The sequence below is a fragment of the Cellulomonas sp. PS-H5 genome, from assembly GCF_019265565.1.
Classification (GTDB): domain Bacteria; phylum Actinomycetota; class Actinomycetes; order Actinomycetales; family Cellulomonadaceae; genus Cellulomonas.
In genome coordinates, this window is sequence record NZ_JAHVCI010000016.1 from 61,406 (window position 1) to 76,912 (window position 15,507).

15 protein-coding genes are annotated in these 15,507 nt (G+C 75.3%); 8 read left to right on the forward strand and 7 right to left on the reverse strand.

Going from position 1 to position 15,507, the window contains the following annotated elements:
* Positions 1–22: 22 nt before the first annotated feature.
* Positions 23–1,234, forward strand: a complete 1,212-nt coding sequence (gene nadA, locus J5O08_RS08795) for a quinolinate synthase NadA (RefSeq protein WP_255589518.1) — start codon at positions 23–25, stop codon at positions 1,232–1,234.
* A gap of 42 nt (positions 1,235–1,276) precedes the next feature.
* Positions 1,277–1,876 carry a DJ-1/PfpI family protein gene (locus J5O08_RS08800; protein ID WP_218706491.1) on the forward strand — a complete coding sequence of 200 codons (600 nt, stop codon included), beginning with the start codon at positions 1,277–1,279 and terminating at the stop codon, positions 1,874–1,876.
* A 109-nt stretch (positions 1,877–1,985) separates the two neighbouring features.
* On the opposite strand, the gene J5O08_RS08805 is transcribed toward J5O08_RS08800, so the two are convergent.
* Positions 1,986–3,386 carry a dipeptidase gene (locus J5O08_RS08805; protein ID WP_218706493.1) on the reverse strand — a complete coding sequence of 467 codons (1,401 nt, stop codon included), beginning with the start codon at positions 3,384–3,386 and terminating at the stop codon, positions 1,986–1,988.
* A gap of 32 nt (positions 3,387–3,418) precedes the next feature.
* Here J5O08_RS08805 and J5O08_RS08810 point away from each other — a divergent pair, with 32 nt between their 5' ends.
* Both J5O08_RS08810 and J5O08_RS08815 read left to right on the forward strand, forming a co-directional pair.
* The gene (locus J5O08_RS08810) at positions 3,419–4,027 is read left to right on the forward strand and encodes a DUF3043 domain-containing protein (protein ID WP_308281492.1); all 609 of its coding nucleotides are present in this window, start codon (positions 3,419–3,421) and stop codon (positions 4,025–4,027) included.
* 33 nt (positions 4,028–4,060) lie between these two features.
* Positions 4,061–5,071 (forward strand): aldo/keto reductase family protein, encoded by a 1,011-nt coding sequence (locus J5O08_RS08815; RefSeq protein WP_217613909.1) that lies wholly within the window; start codon positions 4,061–4,063, stop codon positions 5,069–5,071.
* A 70-nt stretch (positions 5,072–5,141) separates the two neighbouring features.
* Here J5O08_RS08815 and J5O08_RS08820 read toward each other — a convergent pair whose 3' ends face one another.
* Positions 5,142–5,867, reverse strand: a complete 726-nt coding sequence (locus tag J5O08_RS08820) for a hypothetical protein (RefSeq protein ID WP_308281493.1) — start codon at positions 5,865–5,867, stop codon at positions 5,142–5,144.
* A 61-nt stretch (positions 5,868–5,928) separates the two neighbouring features.
* Here J5O08_RS08820 and J5O08_RS08825 point away from each other — a divergent pair, with 61 nt between their 5' ends.
* The gene (locus J5O08_RS08825) at positions 5,929–7,401 is read left to right on the forward strand and encodes a PLP-dependent aminotransferase family protein (RefSeq protein ID WP_218706494.1); all 1,473 of its coding nucleotides are present in this window, start codon (positions 5,929–5,931) and stop codon (positions 7,399–7,401) included.
* Between the two features lie 40 nt (positions 7,402–7,441).
* Here the strand turns inward: J5O08_RS08825 and J5O08_RS08830 are convergent, their stop codons facing one another.
* From J5O08_RS08830 to J5O08_RS08845, 4 genes are read right to left on the reverse strand one after another with little or no spacing between them, the layout of a single operon-like run.
* Positions 7,442–7,687 (reverse strand): hypothetical protein, encoded by a 246-nt coding sequence (locus J5O08_RS08830; RefSeq protein ID WP_308281494.1) that lies wholly within the window; start codon positions 7,685–7,687, stop codon positions 7,442–7,444.
* Positions 7,684–8,745 carry a quinone-dependent dihydroorotate dehydrogenase gene (locus J5O08_RS08835; protein WP_218706495.1) on the reverse strand — a complete coding sequence of 354 codons (1,062 nt, stop codon included), beginning with the start codon at positions 8,743–8,745 and terminating at the stop codon, positions 7,684–7,686. Before J5O08_RS08835 ends, J5O08_RS08830 begins: the two co-directional genes overlap by 4 nt.
* A gap of 10 nt (positions 8,746–8,755) precedes the next feature.
* Positions 8,756–9,220 carry a hypothetical protein gene (locus J5O08_RS08840; protein WP_218706496.1) on the reverse strand — a complete coding sequence of 155 codons (465 nt, stop codon included), beginning with the start codon at positions 9,218–9,220 and terminating at the stop codon, positions 8,756–8,758.
* A complete protein-coding gene (locus J5O08_RS08845; RefSeq protein ID WP_218706497.1) occupies positions 9,217–9,576 on the reverse strand; it encodes a hypothetical protein in 360 nt (119 codons plus the stop codon). The genes J5O08_RS08840 and J5O08_RS08845 overlap by 4 nt, the downstream gene beginning before the upstream one ends.
* Before the next feature lie 40 nt (positions 9,577–9,616).
* Between J5O08_RS08845 and J5O08_RS08850 the strand changes: the two genes are divergently transcribed.
* Entirely contained in the window at positions 9,617–11,110 is a 1,494-nt protein-coding gene (locus J5O08_RS08850; RefSeq protein ID WP_218706498.1) for a leucyl aminopeptidase, read from the forward strand.
* Between the two features lie 219 nt (positions 11,111–11,329).
* On the opposite strand, the gene J5O08_RS08855 is transcribed toward J5O08_RS08850, so the two are convergent.
* Positions 11,330–11,713, reverse strand: a complete 384-nt coding sequence (locus tag J5O08_RS08855) for an oxidoreductase (protein ID WP_218706499.1) — start codon at positions 11,711–11,713, stop codon at positions 11,330–11,332.
* Positions 11,714–11,948: 235 nt separating this feature from the next.
* Between J5O08_RS08855 and lpdA the strand changes: the two genes are divergently transcribed.
* Both lpdA and sucB read left to right on the forward strand, forming a co-directional pair.
* Positions 11,949–13,334 carry a dihydrolipoyl dehydrogenase gene (gene lpdA / locus J5O08_RS08860; RefSeq protein ID WP_308281495.1) on the forward strand — a complete coding sequence of 462 codons (1,386 nt, stop codon included), beginning with the start codon at positions 11,949–11,951 and terminating at the stop codon, positions 13,332–13,334.
* A 32-nt stretch (positions 13,335–13,366) separates the two neighbouring features.
* Positions 13,367–15,187 (forward strand): 2-oxoglutarate dehydrogenase, E2 component, dihydrolipoamide succinyltransferase, encoded by a 1,821-nt coding sequence (gene sucB, locus J5O08_RS08865; RefSeq protein WP_218706501.1) that lies wholly within the window; start codon positions 13,367–13,369, stop codon positions 15,185–15,187.
* The last annotated feature ends 320 nt before the right edge of the window (positions 15,188–15,507 follow it).

Below are 15,507 nucleotides of genomic sequence, written 5' to 3' on the forward strand. Positions count from 1 at the left end.
CGCCCCGGACCGCTGTGGGATGATGCCGCGCGTGACTCTCCTCGCCCCCGGGACCACGTTCGCCGAGCCCGCGTCCTCCGCGCTGCTGCTGCTCGGCCAGGGCCGCGACCTCGCGTCGGAGCGCGGCGTCGAGTGCGTCGGCGGCCTCCCCGCCGCCTCGGACCCCGACCTGGTGGAGCGCGCCCGCACCGCTCGCGCCGCGCTGGGCGACCGCGCCTTCGTGCTCGGCCACCACTACCAGCGCGACGAGGTCATCGACTTCGCCGACGTCACCGGCGACTCGTTCAAGCTCGCCCGCGAGGCCGCCGCGCGGCCCGACGCCGAGTTCATCCTGTTCTGCGGCGTGCACTTCATGGCGGAGTCGGCCGACATCCTCACGTCCGACGCCCAGCAGGTCGTGCTGCCCGACATGGCGGCCGGCTGCTCGATGGCCGACATGGCCGCGATCGACCAGGTCGAGGACGCCTGGGACGTGCTGGTCGAGGCCGGCGTCGCGGAGGACACCGTCCCCGTGACGTACATGAACTCGACCGCCGCCATCAAGGCGTTCACCGGCCGGCACGGCGGCACCGTCTGCACGTCGTCGAACGCGCACGTCGCGCTGCGCTGGGCGTTCGACCAGGTCGGCGGCGTCGACGGCACCGGCAAGGTGCTGTTCATGCCGGACCAGCACCTGGGCCGGAACACCGCGGTGCTGGAGCTCGGCATCCCGCTGGAGCAGTGCGTGGTGTTCGACCCGCGGAAGCCGAACGGCGGCCTCACCGTCGCCGAGCTGCGCGACGCGCGGATGATCCTGTGGCGCGGGCACTGCTCGGTGCACGGCCGGTTCAGCGCGCAGAACCTCGTCGACGTCCGCGCGGCCGTGCCCGACGTGACCGTGCTCGTGCACCCGGAGTGCAAGCACGAGGTCGTCACGGGCGCCGACATGGTCGGGTCGACGGAGTACATCATCAAGGCCCTCGACGCGGCCCCCGCCGGGTCCGCCTGGGCGATCGGCACCGAGCTCAACCTGGTCCGCCGGCTCGCGAAGGCGCACCCGGACAAGCAGATCTCGTACCTCGACTCGACGGTGTGCTTCTGCTCGACCATGAACCGCATCGACCTCCCGCACCTGGTGTGGGCGATGGAGTCGCTGGTCGCCGGCCGGGTGCCGAACCGGATCGTCGTGGACGCGGACGACGCGCACTGGGCGCGGGTCGCGCTCGACCAGATGCTGGCCCTGCCGGGGTACTGAGACCCTGGGGCGGTACGCCACCGCCGTCGGGAGGGGACGCTCGTGAGCACCGGGAACCCGTTGCGGATCGGCATCGTCGTGTTCGACGACGCCGAGGAGCTGGACGTGGTCGGGCCGTTCGACGTCCTGGCCTCGTGGGCGGCGCACTCCGCGCTGCGCCCCGAGGTCGTCACGTTCTCGGCGGACGGCTCGGGCGTGCGGTGCGCGAAGGGGCTGCGGCTGGTGCCGGACGCCGCGCGTGACGACGTCGGCCCCCTGCACGTCCTGGTGCACCCCGGCGGCCGCGCCACCCGCGCGCTGGCCCGCGACCCGGAGCACCTGGCGTGGGTCCGCGACCTGCGCCGGGAGACCGCCCTGATGACGTCCGTGTGCACCGGTGCGCTGGTCTACGCCGCGGCTGGCCTGCTGGCCGGGCGGCCGGCGGCCACGCACTGGGCCGCGGTCGACGAGCTGGCGGAGCTCGACCCGAGCGTGCTGGTCGACACCGAGGCGCGGTTCGTCGACGACGGCGACGTCGTGACGAGCGCGGGCGTGTCGGCCGGGATCGACATGGCGCTGCACCTGGTGGCGCGGCTGGAGTCGCCGGAGGCCGCGCGGGCGGTGCGCCGGGGCATCCAGTACGACCCGGCCCCGCCGGTCTGAGCCGGGTCCCGGCGCCGCCCGACCCGGGAGTGGAAACGGGTGGAGCGTTCTGCCCGACCCGCACCGGCATGTCGGGCAGAACGCTCCACTCGAGGGGTAGGCCCCGCGGTCAGACCGCCAGGCGCGTCAGCAGCAGGGCCTCGGCCAGCACCACGCGCTCCAGCTCGCCGAGGTGCACCGACTCGTTCGCCCCGTGGGCGCGCGAGTCCGGGTCCTCCACGCCGGTCACCAGGATCGCCGCGTCCGGGTACACCTCGAGCAGGTCGGCGATGAACGGGATCGACCCGCCGATGCCGATGTCGACCGGGTCGGTCCCCCACGCGTCGGCGAACGCGGCGCGCGCGGCCTGCATCGCGGCCGAGTCGGCCGGCGCCTGGAACGGCTTGCCGAGCTCGCCGTCCCGTACGGTCACCCGGGCGCCGAACGGGGCGTGGCCCTCGAGGTGCGCGCGCAGGGCGGCCAGCGCGGCGGCCGGGTCCTGGCCGGGCGCGATCCGCATCGACAGCTTGGCGGTGGCCCTCGGGGCGATCGTGTTCGACGCGGTGGCGACGCGCGGGGCGTCGAGGCCGATGACGGCGATCGTCGGGCGGGTCCACAGCCGCGCGGTGAGCGGGCCGGTGCCGGCGAGCGTCACGCCGTCGAGCACGCTGGCGTCGGCGCGGAACGCGGCCTCGTCGTAGTCGACAGTTGGGTCGGCGGCCGACACCAGGCCCTCGACCGTGACGTCGCCGGCGTCGTCGTGCAGGGTGGCGATGAGCCGGGACAGCAGGGTCACGGCGTCGAGCACCGGGCCGCCGAACATGCCGGAGTGCACCGCGTGGTCGAGCACGGCCACCTCGACCTCGAGGTCGACGAGCCCGCGCAGCGAGGTGGTGAGGCCGGGGACGCCGATCTTCCAGTTCGACGAGTCGGCGACGACGATGACGTCCGCGCGCAGCAGGTCGGAGTACGTGTGCAGGAACCGGGTGAAGGACGGCGAGCCGACCTCCTCCTCGCCCTCGACGAACACCGTGACGCCGACGCCCAGCTCGTCGCCGAGCACGCGCAGCGCGCCGAGGTGCGCCACGACGCCGGCCTTGTCGTCCGCCGCGCCGCGGCCGAACAGCCGGCCGTCGCGCTCGGTCGGCTCGAACGGCTCGGTGTCCCAGTCCTCGCGGGCGCCCGGGGGCTGCACGTCGTGGTGCGCGTACAGCAGCACGGTGGGCGCGCCGGCCGGGGCGGGGCGTCGGGCGACGACCGCGGGGGCGCCGGGCGTGCCGTCGGGGCGCTCGACCGAGAGGATCTGCACCTCCGGCAGGCCGGCCTCGCCGAGCAGGCGGGCGACGTGCTCCGCGCTGGCGGCGACGTGCGCCTGGTCGAAGTCCGCGTTCGAGACGCTCGGCACGCGGACGAGGGCCTCGAGGTCGGCGCGGACGCCCGGGAAGGCGGCGGCGACGCGGGCCCGCAGGTCGGCGACGGCCTCGGGGTCGGCGGGCGTGGGGGACGCGTGGGTGGCGGTGGGCTCTGTCACGGATCGCCACGCTACTCGACTACCCTGGAGGGGTGTTCGGACGCAGCAAGGACAGCACCTCCCCCGCGGAGCAGGCCACCCCGGGTCTCGTCGAGGAGACCCCGGGCCTGATCGAGGCCGGGAAGGGCCGCCCCACCCCCAAGCGGAAGACGGCCGAGGCCGCCAACCGCCGGCCGCTCGTGCCCCAGGACCGCAAGGCCGCGGCCAAGGACGCGCGCGCCGCGCAGCGGGCCGAGCGCGACAAGCAGTACGCCGCGATGCAGACCGGCGACGAGCGGTACATGCCCGCCAAGGACAAGGGCCCCGTGCGCCGGTACATCCGGCAGTACGTCGACGCCCGGTGGAGCCTCGGCGAGCTGTTCCTGCCGGTCGCCATCGTCATGCTGCTGCTCAACATGCTGCTGACCTCGGTCAGCCCGGAGCTCGCGTTCCTGGGCCTGGTCGTCCTCTACCTGTTCATCATCGGCATGGTCGTCGACGTCGTCATCATGTGGCGCAAGCTCCGCAAGCGGCTCGCCGCGAAGTTCGGCGACGCGGGCCAGCAGCGCGGGCTGATGATGTACGCCGTCACCCGGGTGTTCCAGATCCGCCGCGCCCGCCTGCCGAAGCCGCAGGTCAAGCACGGCGACTACCCCGAGTGAGCCGGCGCTCCTAGACCGTCCTAGGGTGGTGGCATGGTCAACTACCGCCACCTGGGCCGCTCCGGCCTCAAGATCTCCGAGATCACCTACGGCAACTGGCTGACGCACGGCTCGCAGGTCGAGAACGACGCCGCCACCGCCTGCGTCCGCGCCGCGCTCGACGCCGGCATCAGCTCCTTCGACACCGCGGACGTCTACGCGAACACGGTCGCCGAGGAGGTGCTCGGCGAGGCCCTCAAGGGCGAGCGCCGGCAGTCGCTGGAGATCTTCACGAAGGTCTACTGGCCGACCGGCCCCAAGGGCCCGAACGACACCGGCCTGTCCCGCAAGCACATCATGGAGTCGATCGACGGCTCCCTGCAGCGCCTCCAGACCGACTACGTCGACCTGTACCAGGCGCACCGCTACGACCACGCGACGCCGCTCGAGGAGACGATGCAGGCGTTCGCCGACGTCGTGCGCTCCGGCAAGGCGCTGTACATCGGCGTCTCCGAGTGGACCGCGGACCAGATCCGCGCCGGCCACGCGCTGTCGAAGGAGCTCGGCTTCCAGCTGATCTCGAACCAGCCGCAGTACTCCGCGCTGTGGCGGGTCATCGAGCCCGAGGTCGTCCCGGCGTCCGAGGAGCTGGGCGTGTCCCAGATCGTCTGGTCCCCCGTGGCCCAGGGCGTGCTCACCGGCAAGTACAAGCCGGGCCAGCCGCTGCCCGAGGGCTCGCGCGCCACGGATGAGAAGGGCGGCGCGAACACCATCAAGCGCTTCCTGGACCAGCCGAACGTGCTCCAGCGCGTGCAGGACCTCACCCCCGTCGCGAACGAGCTCGGGCTGTCGCTCGCGCAGCTCGCGGTCGCCTGGGTGCTGCAGAACCAGAACGTGGCCGCGGCGATCATCGGGGCGTCCCGCCCCGAGCAGGTCACCGAGAACGTCAAGGCGTCCGGGGTCGAGATCCCGGCCGAGCTGATGACGCGGATCGACGAGATCCTCGGCGACGCGGTCATCGCGGACCCGGCGGAGACGGCGAAGAACTCGCCCGCCTCCCGCTGACGCCGCGGACGTCGCAGGGCCGGCACCCCCTCGGGGTGCCGGCCCTGCTGTCGTCTCCACGCGCGCGGCGCTAGCGGCCCTCCCCCGGCTCGGCCGGCTCGGCCGCCGCCACGGCGGGCGGCACGGGCACCGTCAGCCGCGGCAGCAGCCAGTGGATCAGCGGCCCGATGCCGAGTGCGTACGCCAGAGTCGCGAACCCGAGCGTGCCGCCGAGCAGCCAGCCGACGGCGACCACGGTCACCTCGATCGCGATCCGCACGGGGCCCACGGGCCAGCCGGTGCGGGCGACCAGGCCGGTCATCAGGCCGTCCCGCGGACCCGGCCCGAGCCGCGCGCCGATGTACAGCGCGGACGCGAGCCCGTTGAGCACGATGCCCGCCAGCACCATGCCGACCCGTGCGGCCAGCGGGAGCGCCTCGGGCAGCAGGTCGAGCAGGGCGAGGAACGGGTCGATGAGGACGCCGATCAGGACGACGTTCGCGACCGTGCCGATGCCGGGCCTCTGGCGCAGCGGCCACCACGCCCCGAGGATGAGGACGCTGAGCACGATCGTCACCGTGCCGAGCGACCAGCCGACCTGCCGGGACACGCCCTGGCTCAGCACGTCCCAGGGCATGTTGCCGAGGCCGGTGTGCACGAGCACGGCGATCGAGGCGGCGTACAGGACGAGGCCGCCGACGAGCTGGGCGGCGCGGCGGCCGGCGTGGGCGGAGCGCCGGGCGGCGGGAGCGGAGCGCCTGGCGGCGGGAGCGGGGGTGGCCACCGCCGCGGCGGTGGCATCGGGCTGAGCGGTCACAGACTCATCATCGACGCCGACCGGCCTTCCCTTCGATAGCCACTTGCGCAAGAGTGGCCCCATGTCCACGCTCCTCGTCTCGGACCGCCGGATCAGCGGCACCGGCCTGTCCGCCGTGCTCGGCAGCTGGCGCCGCCCCGGCCCGGCGTACGCCGCGCTCGCCGACGCCGTCCGCCGCGCGATCCTCGCCGGCGACCTGCCGCTCGCCACCCGGGTGCCCGGGGAGCGGGAGCTGGCCGACGTGCTCGGGGTGTCCCGCACGACGACCTCGGGAGCGTACGGGCTGCTGCGCGACGAGGGGTACCTGGTGAGCCGCCAGGGGTCCGGCACCGTGACGGCGCTGCCCGAGGACCGCGCCCGCGGCGGGGCCGCGCTCCCGCTGCACCGGCCGCTCGCGACGGACGGCGTCGTGGACCTGACGATCGCCGCGTGCCCGGCGCCGCGCGAGCTGCACGAGGCCGCCCGGCGTGCCGTGGACGCCCTGCCCCGGCACGCCGGCCACGGCTACGCGCCGCTCGGCCTCGACGTGCTCCGCGCCGCGATCGCGGACCGGTACACCGCCCGCGGCACCCCGACGACGCCCGACCAGGTGCTCGTGACGACGGGCGCCCAGCACGCCATCGCGCTGCTGATGCGGACGCACGCCGGGCCGGGCGACCGGGTGGTCGTCGAGCAGCCCACCTACCCGCACGCGATCGACGCGGCGCGGTCCGTCGGGGCGCGGCCGGTGCCGGTGCCGACCGGGCGCGCCGGCACGGACCTGGACCTCCTGGAGTCGACGGTGCGCCAGGTCGCCCCGCGGCTCGTCTACCTGATCCCGGACCACCACAACCCCACGGGGGCCACGCTGGACGGCGCGGCGCGCGAGCGGGTGCGGGCGCTGGCGCGGCGCACCGGGACGGTCGTGGCCGGCGACGAGGTGCTCACCGACCTCACGCTCGACGGCCCCGCGCCCGAGCCGTTCGCCGGCGACGGCCACGCGCCGCGGGTCGTCGCGATCGGGTCGATGTCCAAGAGCCACTGGGGCGGCCTGCGGGTCGGCTGGCTGCGCGGGCCGGCGGACCTCGTGGCCCGGCTCGCGCTCGCCCGGCGCAGCGCGGACCTCGGCACGGCGGTGCTGGACCAGCTGGTCGCCGTCGAGCTGCTGCGGCTCGGCGAGGCGCCCCTGGTCGAGCGCCGGGACCGGCTGCGCGCGGGGCGGGACCTGCTGGTGCGGCTCCTCGCGGAGCGGCTGCCGGGGTGGCGGTTCGCGGTGCCCCCGGGCGGGCAGGCACTCTGGGTCGACCTCGGGGCGCCGGTGTCCTCGGCGCTCAGCGCGCTCGCGCTCGCCCACGGGGTGCGGGTGGCGCCCGGCCCGGCGTTCGGCGTCGACGGCGGGCTCGAGGACCGGCTGCGGCTGCCGTTCACCGTCGAGCCGGACGAGCTGCACCGGGCCGTCGACGGCCTCGCGCTGGCGTGGGCGGCGCTCGGGGCGCCGGGTCGGGCGGACGCGGGGACGCCGCCGCTCGCGGGGACGACGGCCGCGCTCGTCTAGCGGCGCGCGCCGCCCGTGCGGACCCCGCGCACCGCGGCGGTCAGTCCCGCGGGCGCACCGTCATCTGCTCGGGCACGGCCCCGAGGTCGTACGCGGGCGCCACGAGCGCGCCGTCGTTCCGCAGCACCGCCGTGCGCGCGCCCTGGTCCCGCAGCGTGCGCCAGTGCGCGCCGAGCCACTCCTCGGCGTCGTACCGGGTGCCGAAGACGGGCGACAGCGGGCGGTCGAGCACCTCGCCGGACGCGCCGGTGAGCTCCCACGCCCACTGCGGGTGCAGCGCGGTCACGCGGCACCCGCCGGGGCGGCCGCGCGGGTCGCGGCGTCGCGGGCGAGCGCCCGGCCGATCCGCGACGCCCAGAACGGTCCCTCGTAGATGAACCCGGTGTAGCCCTGCACCAGGTCGGCGCCGGCGGCCAGGTAGGCGCGCGCGTCGGCCGGGGTGGTGATGCCGCCGACGCCGATCACGACCCGGTCCGCGCCGAGCCGGTGCCGCAGCCGGGCGACGACCACCAGGCCGCGGTCGAGCAGGGGCGGGCCGGACAGACCGCCGGGGCCGAGGTCGTGCGCGATGGTCGTGTTGACCGCCACCACGCCGTCGAGGCCGAGCTCGGTAACCAGGTCCGCCACCGCGTCGACGTCGGCGTCCGCGAGGTCCGGGGCGATCTTGACCAGGAGCGGGACGCGCGGCCGACCCGCGGCGGCGGCCGACTCGTCCGCGGCGGCGCGGGCCGCCTGCAGGATCGGGCGCAGCGCGTCGACGGACTGCAGGTCGCGCAGCCCCGGCGTGTTCGGCGACGACACGTTCACCACGAGGTAGTCGGCGTACGGCGCGAGCAGGCCCGCGCTCGTCGCGTAGTCGTCGGCGGCGTCCTCGGGCGCGGTGACCTTGGTCTTGCCGATGTTCACGCCGACGACGAGCGCGCGGCCCGACGCGGACGAGCGGAGCCGGCGCAGCCGCTCGGCCACCGCGGCGGCGCCCTCGTTGTTGAAGCCCATCCGGTTGCGCAGGCCGCGCCGGTCGAGCACGCGCCACAGGCGCGGGGCCTCGTTGCCGGGCTGCGCGTGCGCGGTGACCGTGCCGATCTCGACGAACCCGAAGCCGAGCATCGTCAGCCCCGGCACGCCCACGGCGTTCTTGTCGAAGCCCGCGGCGAGCCCGAACGGCGACGGGAACGTGCGCCCCAGCACGCGGACCGCGCCGGACGGCGGCGGGGTGAGCGCGGCGCGCAGCGCGCCGTTCAGGACCGGGACGCGGGAGGCGACGCGGATGGCGCGGAACGCGAGGTGGTGCGCCTGCTCGGGGTCGAGGCGGGAGAAGACCTGGCGGAAGAGGAGGCCGTACACGGCCCCCAACCTACTGGTCCGCGGGGGCGGTCGGCCGGGACCCCGCGGCCGCGGCGGGCCCCGGGCGGGTGTGCCAGAGCCACGCGACGCCGAGGAACGGCAGCACCAGCGGGACGTAGCCGTAGCCCTGGCCGTACACCGACCACACCGTCTGGTCCGGGAGGTCGCCGGCGTCGAGGACCGACAGCGTGCCGACGGCGAGGACGCCGACCAGCTCGACGCCGACGGCGGCCCAGGCGAGGCCGCGCCGGTCGGTGGCGAGCGCGATCGTGGCGACGACGTAGACGAGCGCGGCGAGCGCGGACAGCAGGTAGGCCAGCGGGGCCTCGTCGAACTTCGCGACGAGCTGGTAGCCCGCCCGCGCCGTGGCGGCCAGGGCGAACACGCCGTAGATCGCGACGAGGACGCGGCCCGGGCCGGACGCGGTGCTGCCGTGGGGCGCCGGGGGCGCGGGGCTCGCCGGGCTCGCGGTCACGCGCCGGCCCAGGTCTGGTCGAGCCGCAGCTGCAGGAACGCCACCGCCACCGCCGCGATCAGCAGCACGACCGACGACCACCGGGTGCGCTCGGCGAACGCCCACAGGGCGGCCGCGGGCAGCAGGATCAGCTGGGTCACGACGTAGCCCCAGAACACGACGGGCTCGTCCGGCACGGTGCCGGTGGCCTGCCGGACGGCCGCGACGACCGCCTGGACCACCAGCAGCCCCTCGACGACGGCCGCGCCCCACAGCTGCCGGAGCACCACGGCGCGGTCCCGGACCGCGAACACCAGGGCCCAGGCGGCCAGCGCGAGGGCCGCCGCGGCGACGGCGTAGAGCAGGGGCGGGGTCACGGGGCCCCACGGTACCCGGACGCGGCGATAGCATCGGCGGGTGCCCCGAGTGACGCTGACCTCCGCGAACCCCGCCCGCCAGACCGCCGACGCCCTCGTCGTCGCGGTCGCCAGCAGCCCCGCCGGCCCCCGGGTCGTGGGCGCCGACTGGCTGCCCGCCGAGACCGTCGAGCAGGTGACCGGCCTCGCCGGCGTGCTCGGCATCACCGGCGCCGTCGACGAGGTCCGGCGGCTTCCCGCCGCGGGCAAGCTCGCGGCGAGGACCGTCGTGCTCACCGGCGTCGGCCCGCTCGACGAGGTCGTCCCGGACGCCGAGACCCTCCGCCGCGCGGCCGGCGCGGCCCTGCGCGAGCTCACCGGCGCCGCGTCGGTCGCCGTCGCGCTGCCCGCCGAGGACGCGGAGCAGGTCGCCGCGGTCGCGGAGGGCGCCCTGCTCGGCGCCTACGCATACACCCGGTACCGCTCGGGCGAGGACGCCCCGGCCCCGGCCGCCGAGATCACCGTGCTGACCCCGCGCGCCCGCGACAAGTCGGCCACGAAGGCGCTCGCCCGCGCCGAGGTGCTGGCCGCCGCCGTGCACGGCGTCCGCGACCTGGTGAACGCCGCCCCCAACGACCTGTACCCCGCCGCGTTCGCCGACGCCGCCAAGGCCGCGGTCAAGGACACCGGTGCCAAGGGCGTCAAGGTCACCGTGCTGGACGAGAAGGCGCTCGCCGCGGGCGGCTACGGCGGCATCCTCGGTGTCGGCCAGGGCTCGGCCCGCCCGCCGCGCCTGGTCAAGGTCTCCTACTCCCCGTCCCGTCCGGCCGCCAAGGTCGCGCTGGTCGGCAAGGGCATCACGTTCGACTCCGGCGGCATCTCGATCAAGCCGGCCGCGGGCATGGACGCGATGAAGTCCGACATGGCCGGTGCCGCGGCGGTGCTGCACACCGTGCTCGCCGCCGCGCGCCTCGAGCTGCCCGTCGCCGTCACCGGCTGGCTCTGCCTCGCCGAGAACATGCCGTCCGGCACCGCGCAGCGCCCCTCCGACGTGCTGACCATCCGCGGCGGCAAGACCGTCGAGGTGCTCAACACCGACGCCGAGGGCCGGCTCGTCATGGCCGACGGCCTCGTCGCCGCGGTCGAGGAGAAGCCCGACGTCGTCCTCGACATCGCCACGCTGACCGGCGCGCAGCTCGTCGCGCTCGGCCCGCGCGTCTCCGCCGTCATGGGCGACGACTCCACCCGCACCGAGGTCGTCGACGCCGCCGGCGCCGCGGGCGAGGCGTTCTGGCCGATGCCGCTGCCCGCCGACCTGCGCGCCGGGCTCAAGTCGAAGGTCGCGGACATCGCGAACATCGGCGACCGGTTCGGCGGCATGCTCACGGCCGGCCTGTTCCTGCAGGAGTTCGTCGGGTCGACGCCGTGGGCGCACCTCGACATCGCCGGGCCGGCGTTCAACGAGAAGGCGCCGTTCGGGTACACACCGGCCGGCGGCACCGGCGTGGGCGTCCGCACGCTGCTCGCGCTCATCGAGGCCCGCGCGATCCGCTGACGCCGGCGCCCCGCCCGGCGCGCCGCCCGCCCCGCACGACCCCGAGCGCCCGGCGCCCTCCCCGGAGGGCGGCCGGGCGCCCGCGCGTCCGGCCCGCGCGCTCGGTCCGCCGGCAGCCCGCCGCCCCTCGCCGAGGTAGGACCCCCGCGCCGAGGTAGGACCCTGGACAGTCCTATCTCGGCGGGGCGGTCCTATCTCGGCGAACCGAGCGCAGGCGCGTCAGCGCGGGTCGACCGCGCGGCGGGCGGCGCGCTCCCGGGCGGCCCGCTCCCGCTCGATCCGCTGCCGCGAGTTCCAGTCCCGCATCCGCTGCGGGTAGCCGGTGCGCTGCACGTCGTAGAACGGCACCCCGAGCTCCTTCGCGATGTCCCACCCGGCACGGCCGTCGGGCACCCGGCGGCGGGTCCACTCGCCGTCGGTCGCGATGAGCATGAGCGTCGTCTGCGTGACGTTCGTCTGGGGCTCGAGGTACGCCTCGACGCCCACGCGGGTGCGCACGAACTCGCGGAGGTGCCCCACGGTCTCCTCGCGGGCGGCGCGTCCGGTCGGCGGCGCGTCCGGCGCGGCGGGAGCCGGACGGCGGCGGCGGGAGAACAGACCCATGCCGGGAGCGTAACGGCGCTTGCTGGACCCCGGCTGGGAATCACCCGGGTGCCGCGCAGGCGCGCGCCGTGCCTCCGGCCGCCCACCAGCGCCCGCTGGACGGCAAGACATGGGATGACTGTTCCCAGAATCACACGCGGCCCCCGGTCATCTGGGTCGTCGGGCCTATGCGGAGATGACAAGATGGCCCGGGAACAACCGCGTTCCCCTATGTCTGCGCCGGAGGAGTCTTCACGTGTCCGACACGACCGGATCCGCTTTCGACATCGTGGTCCTGGGCGGAGGGAGTGGCGGCTACGCGGCTGCGCTCCGCGGTGCCCAGCTCGGCCTGAGCGTCGCCCTCATCGAGGCCGACAAGGTCGGCGGCACCTGCCTGCACAAGGGCTGCATCCCGACCAAGGCGCTGCTGCACGCCGCGGAGCTGGCGGACAACGCCCGCGACGGCGCGCACTTCGGCGTGCACACCGAGCTCACGGGCATCGACATGAACGGTGTCAACGCGTACAAGGACTCGGTGATCGGCCGGCTCTACAAGGGCCTGCAGGGTCTCATCAAGTCCCGCAAGATCACCGTGATCGAGGGCTACGGCAAGCTCGTCGCGCAGGACACCGTCGAGGTCGACGGCCAGCGCATCACCGGGCGCCACGTCGTGCTCGGCACCGGCTCCTACGCCCGCTCGCTGTCCGGCCTGGAGATCGGCGGCCGCGTGATCACGTCCGACCAGGCCCTCAAGCTCGACTGGGTGCCGAAGTCCGCGATCATCCTCGGCGGCGGCGTCATCGGCTCGGAGTTCGCGTCGGTGTGGAAGTCGTTCGGCGCGGACGTCACGATCATCGAGGCGCTCCCCCACCTGGTCCCGAACGAGGACGAGGCGCTGTCCAAGGCGTTCGAGCGCGCGTTCCGCAAGCGCGGCATCAACTTCAACCTGGGCGTCCGGTTCTCCGGCGTGACCCAGGACGACAGCGGCGTGCACGTCTCGCTGGAGGACGGCAAGACGTTCGACGCCGACCTGCTGCTGGTCGCCGTCGGCCGCGGGCCGTCGACGAACGGCCTCGGCTACGAGGAGCAGGGCCTGACCCTGGACCGCGGCTTCGTCATCACGAACGACCGCCTGCACACCGGCGTCGGCAACATCTACGCCGTCGGCGACATCGTCCCGGGCCTGCAGCTCGCGCACCGCGGCTTCGCCCAGGGCATCTTCGTCGCCGAGGAGATCGCGGGCCTGAACCCGCAGCCGATCGTCGAGTCGGGCATCCCCCGCGTGACGTACTCCGACCCGGAGGTCGCGTCCGTCGGCCTGACCGAGGCGAAGGCCAAGGAGGTGCACGGGGCCGACGCGATCGAGACCCTGGAGTACAACCTCGGCGGCAACGGCAAGAGCCAGATCCTGGCGACTACCGGCTTCATCAAGCTGGTCCGCCAGAAGGACGGCCCGGTCGTCGGCGTCCACATGATCGGCGCGCGCGTCGGCGAGCTCATCGGCGAGGGCCAGCTCATCGTGAACTGGGAGGCCTACCCCGAGGACGTCGCGGCGCTCGTGCACGCCCACCCGACGCAGAACGAGGCTCTCGGCGAGGCGCACCTGGCGCTGGCCGGCAAGCCGCTGCACGCCCACAACTGACCACACGAACTTCGAAGGAGGCACGAGCGGTCATGTCCGACAACGTGCAGCTTCCCGCTCTCGGCGAGTCCGTCACCGAGGGCACCGTCACCCGCTGGCTCAAGAACGTGGGCGACCGCGTCGAGGTCGACGAGCCCCTGCTCGAGATCTCGACCGACAAGGTCGACACCGAGGTCCCCTCGCCGTTCGCCGGCGTGCTCGAGCAGATCCTGGTGCAGGAGGACGAGACCGCCGAGGTCGGCGCCGTCCTGGCCGTGATCGGCGACGGCTCGGGCGCCGGTGGCGACGCCGCCCCGGCCGAGTCCGCCCCCGCGCAGGAGGAGGCCCCGGCCCAGCAGACCGGCGCCACCACGCAGGGCGAGGGCTACGGCGACCCGGCCCCCGAGGTCGAGTCCGCCTCCCCCGCGACCGAGCAGCCCGCCCCGGCGCCCGCCGCCGAGGCCCAGGGCTCCGGCGACGGCCAGCAGGTCACCCTGCCGGCGCTCGGCGAGTCCGTCACCGAGGGCACCGTCACCCGCTGGCTGAAGCAGGTCGGCGACTCGGTCGAGGTCGACGAGCCCCTGCTCGAGATCTCGACCGACAAGGTCGACACCGAGGTCCCGTCGCCGTTCGCCGGCACGCTGCAGCAGATCCTGGTCGGCGAGGACGAGACCGCCGAGGTCGGCGCCCCGCTCGCCGTGATCGGCTCCGGCTCGGCGCCCGCCGCGTCGGGTCAGTCGCAGGACGGCGCGGCCCAGGCCGCCGCCCCCGCCGCGACCGAGGCCGCCCCGCAGGCCGCCGCGCCGGAGGAGGCCCCCGCGCCGACGCCGGCCCCGGTGCCCGCCCCGACGCAGTCGGCCCCGGCCGCCCCCGCTGCCCCGGCCGCCGCTCCGGCGCCGCAGCAGCAGGCCGCCCCGGCCCAGGCGCAGGGCTCCTACCTGACGCCGCTGGTCCGCAAGCTGGCCGCCGAGAAGGGCGTCGACACGTCGACCCTGACCGGCACCGGCGTCGGCGGCCGCATCCGCAAGGAGGACGTGCTCGAGGCCGCCGCGAAGGCGGAGGAGGCTGCCAAGGCCGCCGCCGCCCCGCAGACCCCGGCCGCCGCCCCGTCGGCGCCGTCGGCCCCTGCCGCGGCGAAGTCGGTGCAGCCGTCCCCGCTGCGCGGCACGACCGAGAAGGCCAGCCGCCTGCGCCAGGTCATCGCCGAGCGCATGGTCGACGCCCTGCACAGCCAGGCGCAGCTGACCTCCGTGGTCGAGGTCGACGTCACCCGCGTCGCCCGCCTCCGCGCCCAGGCGAAGGACTCCTTCAAGGCCCGCGAGGGCGTCAACCTCACGTTCCTGCCGTTCTTCGTGCAGGCCGCCGTCGAGGCGCTCAAGGTGCACCCGAAGATCAACGGCGTGCTCGAGGGCAAGGAGATCACCTACCACGGCACGGAGAACATCGGCATCGCGGTCGACACCGAGCGCGGCCTCGTCGTGCCGGTGATCCGGGACGCCGGCGACCTCAACCTGGCCGGCATCGGCCGGAAGATCGCCGACCTCGCGGGCCGCACCCGCGCCAACAAGGTCACCCCGGACGAGCTGTCCGGCGCGACCTTCACGGTGACCAACACCGGCTCGGGCGGCGCGCTGTTCGACACCCCGATCGTCCCGGGCGGCACCTCCGCCATCCTGGGCACCGGCGCGATCGTCAAGCGCCCGGTCGTGATCAAGGACGCCGACGGCGCCGAGGTCATCGCGATCCGGTCCATGTGCTACCTGGCCCTGTCGTACGACCACCGCCTGGTGGACGGCGCGGACGCCTCGCGGTACCTGATGACCGTGAAGCAGCGGATCGAGGAGGGCGCGTTCGAGGCCGAGGTCGGCCTCTGAGCACCGCCTGACGCAGCACGCGACGCCCCGGCGACCCACGCGGTCGCCGGGGCGTCGTCGCGTCCGGGGCGCGTCGCGAGCCGTTGACCGGTCCGCGGGGGCCGACTACGGTGCTGGCGCTCTTTCGACAACGGGTGTCGAAATTTCCGCACCCCGGACCACGAGGACGTGACCCGATGCGAGCAGCACCCCGCGCCACCGGACGGCGCCGGCCCGACTCCCCCGAGCCTCCGCCCGGGCGCCGACCCCGACGACGGCGGGCCCTCGCCGCGGGGCTCGCGGCCCTGCTGGCGGGCGCGGCCGCCGCGCTGGCGCCGACC